The 5291-nt window shown below is 63.1% G+C and carries 6 protein-coding genes; all 6 read left to right on the forward strand.

Annotated elements, in window-relative coordinates:
• A partial coding sequence (locus tag EN893_RS17420; RefSeq protein ID WP_128361665.1) for an imelysin family protein occupies window positions 1–928 on the forward strand: 928 nt, incomplete at its 5' end.
• Window positions 929–1038: 110 nt separating this feature from the next.
• Complete coding sequence (locus EN893_RS17425) at window positions 1039–1350, forward strand: (2Fe-2S)-binding protein (protein WP_023811421.1); 312 nt, start codon at window positions 1039–1041, stop codon at window positions 1348–1350.
• Window positions 1316–1801: a bacterioferritin gene (bfr, locus tag EN893_RS17430; RefSeq protein WP_013527914.1), complete on the forward strand. Its 486-nt coding sequence runs from the start codon at window positions 1316–1318 to the stop codon at window positions 1799–1801. The genes EN893_RS17425 and bfr overlap by 35 nt, the downstream gene beginning before the upstream one ends.
• Window positions 1802–1813: 12 nt before the next feature.
• Entirely contained in the window at window positions 1814–3415 is a 1602-nt protein-coding gene (locus EN893_RS17435) for a di-heme oxidoredictase family protein (RefSeq protein ID WP_128361666.1), read from the forward strand.
• On the forward strand, window positions 3415–4494 hold the full coding sequence (locus EN893_RS17440) for an imelysin family protein (protein WP_127266953.1): 1080 nt from the start codon (window positions 3415–3417) through the stop codon (window positions 4492–4494). The genes EN893_RS17435 and EN893_RS17440 overlap by 1 nt, the downstream gene beginning before the upstream one ends.
• Before the next feature lie 65 nt (window positions 4495–4559).
• A partial coding sequence (locus EN893_RS17445) for a DUF1513 domain-containing protein (protein ID WP_128361667.1) occupies window positions 4560–5291 on the forward strand: 732 nt, incomplete at its 3' end.

The following is a 5291-nucleotide window of genomic DNA, read 5'->3' on the forward strand; positions in this document are numbered from 1 at the left end:
TGCCAAGAGCTACGGCACCGAATCGGACGCGAACGCGCTCTACACGGCCAATGTGATCGCCAACAAGGAGATCGAGATCAACGGCAAGAAGGTCGATGCATCGAAGCTTTCGCCGGAGTTCCTCTCCGGCACGCTGCAGGGAGCCGGCGGCATCGAGGCCAATGTCGCCACCGGCTACCACGCCATCGAATTCCTGCTCTGGGGCCAGGACCTGCATGGCACCGGCCCGGGTGCCGGCGAGCGCCCCTATACCGACTACGACCTCAAGAACTGCACCGGCGGCAATTGCGATCGCCGCGCCGAGTATCTGAAATCGGCCAGCGACCTTCTGGTTTCGGATATTCAGGAGATGGTCGGCAACTGGAAGGAAGACGGCGCCGCCCGCAAGGCTCTCGTCGATGGCGAGCCGAACACGGCGATCTCGACCATCTTCACCGGCATGGGCTCGCTGTCCTACGGCGAACTGGCCGGCGAGCGCATGAAGCTCGGCCTGCTGCTGCATGATCCGGAAGAGGAGCACGATTGCTTCTCCGACAACACCTACAATTCGCATCTCTACGACGCCATCGGCATTCGCGCGGCCTATCATGCGAGCTACACGCGTCTCGACGGCACCGTCGTTTCGGGTCCCTCGGTGGCCGATATGGTGAAGGCGGCCGATCCGGCGATCGACAAGGAACTGTCTGACAAGCTCGATGTCACCGTCGCCAAGATGGAGGCGATCAAGGCGCGTGCACTGGCCGGCGAGGCCTATGACCAGCAGATCGCCGAGGGCAACGTTGAGGGCAACGCCACCGTGCAGGCGGCGATCGATGCGCTGATCGATCAGACCAAGTCGATTGAGCGCGCCGTCGGCTCCCTGAAGCTCAGCACCATCGCCTTCGAAGGGTCCGACAGCCTCGACGCGCCGGACAAGGTGTTCAAGTAAGGGCCGAAAGACAGGAGACTGATCCGGAGCCGGACCGGCTCTGGAACGGCCTCCGCTAGAAAATCAAGCCACACGGCGCGGGAGACGCCGTCAGCCAGCCGAGCAAGCCAATGCTGATTTGTCATTGCAATATCATCACCGAGAAGGAGATCGAGCAGACGATCGTCGGGCTGCTGGACCAGGATCCCTGGCAGCTGATCGTGCCGGCGAAGATCTATCATGCCATGCAAAAGCGCGGTCGCTGTTGCGGCTGCTTCCCAAATGTGGTGGAAACGATCATTCGGGTCACCGAAAATTACCACGCCCGCTCGGAGGCGAGCGGCGTGGATGTCGTTTCACACCTGGATCGCGTCAGAGGCCTGCGCGTCCAATACGGGAGCAGAATTCATGAAAGGCGATCCGCAGATCATCGAGCGGCTTAACGAGGCTCTTTTTCTGGAGCTTGGGGCCGTCAATCAGTACTGGGTGCATTTCCGTCTGCTTGAGGACTGGGGATACGCCAAGCTGGCAAAGAAGGAGCGGGCGGAATCGATCGAGGAGATGCACCATGCCGACAAGCTCGTCGCCCGTATCATCTTCCTCGAAGGCCATCCGAACCTGCAGTCCGTGGCGCCGTTGCGCATCGGGCAGAACGTCAAGGAAGTGCTCGAATCCGATCTTGCCGGCGAATATGACGCACGTACCGCCTACAAGCGCTCGCGCGAAATCTGCAACGACGCCGGCGACTACGTGACGATGAAGCTGTTCGAGGAATTGCTCGCCGACGAGGAGGGTCACATCGACTTTCTCGAGACGCAGCTCGACCTGCTTGCCTCGATCGGCGAGGAAAAATACGGCCAGCTCAACGCCGCATCGGCGGACGAGGCGGAGTAAGGGCATGCGGGAATGCGGCGCCTGCTAGAATTCATGCGCCGCTCGCGGCGGGCCAATGGCTCGCCGCTCCTTCGCAAGACGCCGGCCGGATTGGCGCGTCGGCGCTATGTCGTGCTCGTGTTGGCGCTTGCCTCCTCGGCGATGGCCGGTGATCTTCAGCCTGCCGGGCTCGCCACCACGCGCACCGACCTCAATGCGAAGGACCAGGCGCGCGTCATCGCCGTCACGAGGCCGACCGCGGATTTTTCCAGGCCAGAGCAGTTCGAACTGATGCAAGGTGGCGCCGGCACGTCCCGGAAGGACGTCAGCCGCGATTCCTTCTCGCAATCCTCGGCCAACATCACCTTCGAGGAAGAGGGCGACTTCAAGCGCGGCAATGCCCTTTTCCGCAAGAACTGGGTCTCGTCGCCATCCTCGACGCAGGCGTCGGACGGGCTCGGCCCGCTGTTCAACGAACGTGCCTGCCAGAACTGCCATCTGAAGGATGGCCGCGGCCGCCCGCCGCAAGGCGACGTCGGCACCACGTCGATGTTCCTGCGGCTGGCCCGTGACGCCAGCAGCGCGGAAGAGAAGGCGGCGCTTGCCGACCACGAGGTGCTCAACTTCCCCGACCCGGTCTACGGCAGGCAATTGCAGGAGCTCGCCGTACCCGGCCTGCCCGGTGAAGGCAGGATGCATATCGACTACCAAGAACGTAAGGTAGAGCTGACGGACCGCACTGTGATCTCCTTGCGCAAGCCGAGCTATTCGGTTGACGGCCTTGGCTACGGGCCGCTTGACCCACGCACCACGCTGTCGCCGCGCCTGACCCCGCCGATGATCGGCTTGGGCCTGATCGAACAGATCGCGCCGGCTGATATTCTCGCCCACGCCGATCCGGACGACAGGGACCGCGACGGCATTTCCGGCAGGCCGAACATCGTGCGCGATAGCCTGAACGGAAAACTGACGCTTGGCCGTTTCGGCTGGAAGGCACAGACCGCGTCGATCCGCCAGCAGGCGGCGGACGCTTTTGCCGGCGACATCGGCATCTCGACGCCCGAAGAGCCGAAGCATTGGGGCGATTGCACTGCTGCGGAGGCAAAATGCCTCGACATGCCGAACGGCGTGCAGCAGCGTCTTGGCCCGGTCGAAGCGCCGCCGCCGGTGATGGATCTCGTCACCTTCTATTCGCAGAACCTGGCCGTGCCGTCGCGCCGCGACCTCGACCGGCCCGACGTGCTCGCGGGCAAAAAAACATTCTACGAGATCGGCTGCATTGCCTGCCACACGCCGAAATTCGTCACGCGCCGCGATACGCCCAACAAGGCGCAGGCCTTCCAGTTGATCTGGCCTTATTCCGACTTCCTGCTGCACGACATGGGGCCTGATCTGGCCGATGGCCAAGCCGTGGGAGATGCAACGGGCAATGAATGGCGCACGCCGCCACTGTGGGGCATCGGCCTGACCGGGACGGTCAACGGCAATTCCTTCTTCCTGCATGACGGGCGCGCGCGCAGCCTGACCGAGGCGATTCTGTGGCATGGCGGCGAGGCGCAGAAAGCGCGCGACCGCTTTGCCGCCGCCAGTGCGACTGAGCGTGACGCGCTGCTCAAATTCCTGGAGTCACTGTGATGTTCAAGCGTTCTGCATTGTTTCTCGTTCTTCCGCTGGCCCTGCTGGGCGTTGTCCCTGCGTCGGCGGCGGTCAAAGCCTCCGATATCATCCAGCGCGCGATCGATGGCTTCGTCCGCCCGGCCTATGCCGGCCTGCACGAGCATGCGGAAGCCTTGACCGGATCCATGCGCGAGCTGTGCGTCACGCCCTCGCAAGGAGAACTCGATGCCGCACGCGCCGAATTCTCCGCCACCGTCTATGCCTGGTCGTCAGCCGAAATCATCGGCTTCGGACCGATCAAGGAGAACAACCGGCTGGAGCGCATGCTGTTCTGGCCGGATCGCAAGAGCATCGGCCTGAAACAGGTACAGGCGGCGCTGTCCGACAAGGATCCGACCGCGACCGATCCGGCACAACTGGCCGGCAAGAGCGTTGCCATGCAGGGGCTGGGCGCGCTCGAATTCGTTCTTTACGGCGACGGCGCCGATGCACTTGCCGGCAAGGATGATCCCTACCGCTGCGCATATGGCGCGGCGGTTGCCGGCAACATCGAAGCCATGGCCGGTGAGGTCAGCGCCGCCTGGAACAAGCCGGACGGCTTTGCAGCGCTTTGGGCCAATCCGGGGCCGCAGAACCCACTTTACCGCGACGGCAACGAAGCGGTGACGGAACTGGTCGGCGTCTTCATCAATGAGCTCGAAATGGTGCGCGACGTGCGCCTGAAAGGGTTTTTCGGCGGCAAGCCGGATGCGGACAAGCCGAAACAGGCAATCTACTGGCGCTCGCAAAACACCACCGCGTCACTGGCCGGCAATCTCTCCGGCATCGATACGCTGTTCCAGGCCTCGAAGCTGGGCGATGCCCTGCAGACCGATGCGCGCTGGATGGCCGAATCGATCCACATCCAGCTGGTCAACGGTGTCGCCACCGCCAAGGCGGTCAGCGGTCCAATCGACAAGGCGCTTGCCGATCCGGCGCTGCGTGACAAGCTCGATCATTTCGCGCTGATCACCTCCAGCCTCTCGGCCTTGATTGGCACCAGGTTGACCGCCGAATTCGGACTGACCGCAGGCTTCTCCTCGCTGGATGGGGACTGAGCATGATCCCGAAAAGTGGAAGCCGGTTTTCGGAAAAGATCATGCTCAAGAAGAGAGATTGATCCTTGAAAACCCCTCTGATAGATCGCCGCGATTTCCTGAGAGCTGCAGGCGTTGGCTTCATGGCGACGATGACGCCCTCGGCCTGGGCAACCACGCTTGTGGCCGACGCCGTCTTCGCCACGGCTTTCGTCAAACGCGACGGCAGCTTTGGCGCTGCCGTCCTGTCCGAGGCCGGCAAGGTCCTGCATGCGATCGACCTGCCCGATCGCGGCCACGATGTCACCTTCGATCCCATATCGAAACGCTCGGTGGTCTTCGCGCGTCAGCCCGGCACCTTCGCCGTGGTTTTCGATCACTCGGGCCGTGACGCGCCGCTGACCATCGCCAGCATCGCCGGCCGGCATTTCTTCGGCCATGGCGTGTTCTCGGCCGACGGTGCGCTGCTCTATGCCACCGAAAACGACTTCGACAACGCCGCCGGCGTCGTCGGCGTCTACGATGCGCGGGCCAAATTCAGCCGTGTCGGCGAATTCCCGACCTATGGCATGGGTCCGCACGAGCTTCTGCTCCTGGGCGATGGCAGGACGATCGCGGTTGCCAATGGCGGCATCGAGACCCATCCGGATTACGGCCGCGCCGAGCTCAACATTGCAACCATGAAGCCGTCCTATGTGCTGATAGACCGCGTCACCGGCGATCTTATCGAGAAGCACGAATTGCCGGCCGCACTGCATCAGCTGTCGATCCGCCACATGGACACCGATCGGTCCGGAAGCGTCTGGTTCGGCTGCCAG

The organism is Mesorhizobium sp. M7A.F.Ca.CA.004.04.2.1 (assembly GCF_004022825.1).
Taxonomy (GTDB): Bacteria; Pseudomonadota; Alphaproteobacteria; order Rhizobiales; family Rhizobiaceae; genus Mesorhizobium.

Excerpts from the sequence above, each read along its gene's own strand:
- EN893_RS17425 (WP_023811421.1), top strand. The coding sequence starts at position 1,039 with ATGCTGATTTGTCATTGCAATATCATCACCGAGAAGGAGATCGAGCAG.
- bfr (WP_013527914.1), top strand. The coding sequence starts at position 1,316 with ATGAAAGGCGATCCGCAGATCATCGAGCGGCTTAACGAGGCTCTTTTT.
- EN893_RS17435 (WP_128361666.1), top strand. The coding sequence starts at position 1,814 with ATGCGGCGCCTGCTAGAATTCATGCGCCGCTCGCGGCGGGCCAATGGC.
- EN893_RS17440 (WP_127266953.1), top strand. The coding sequence starts at position 3,415 with ATGTTCAAGCGTTCTGCATTGTTTCTCGTTCTTCCGCTGGCCCTGCTG.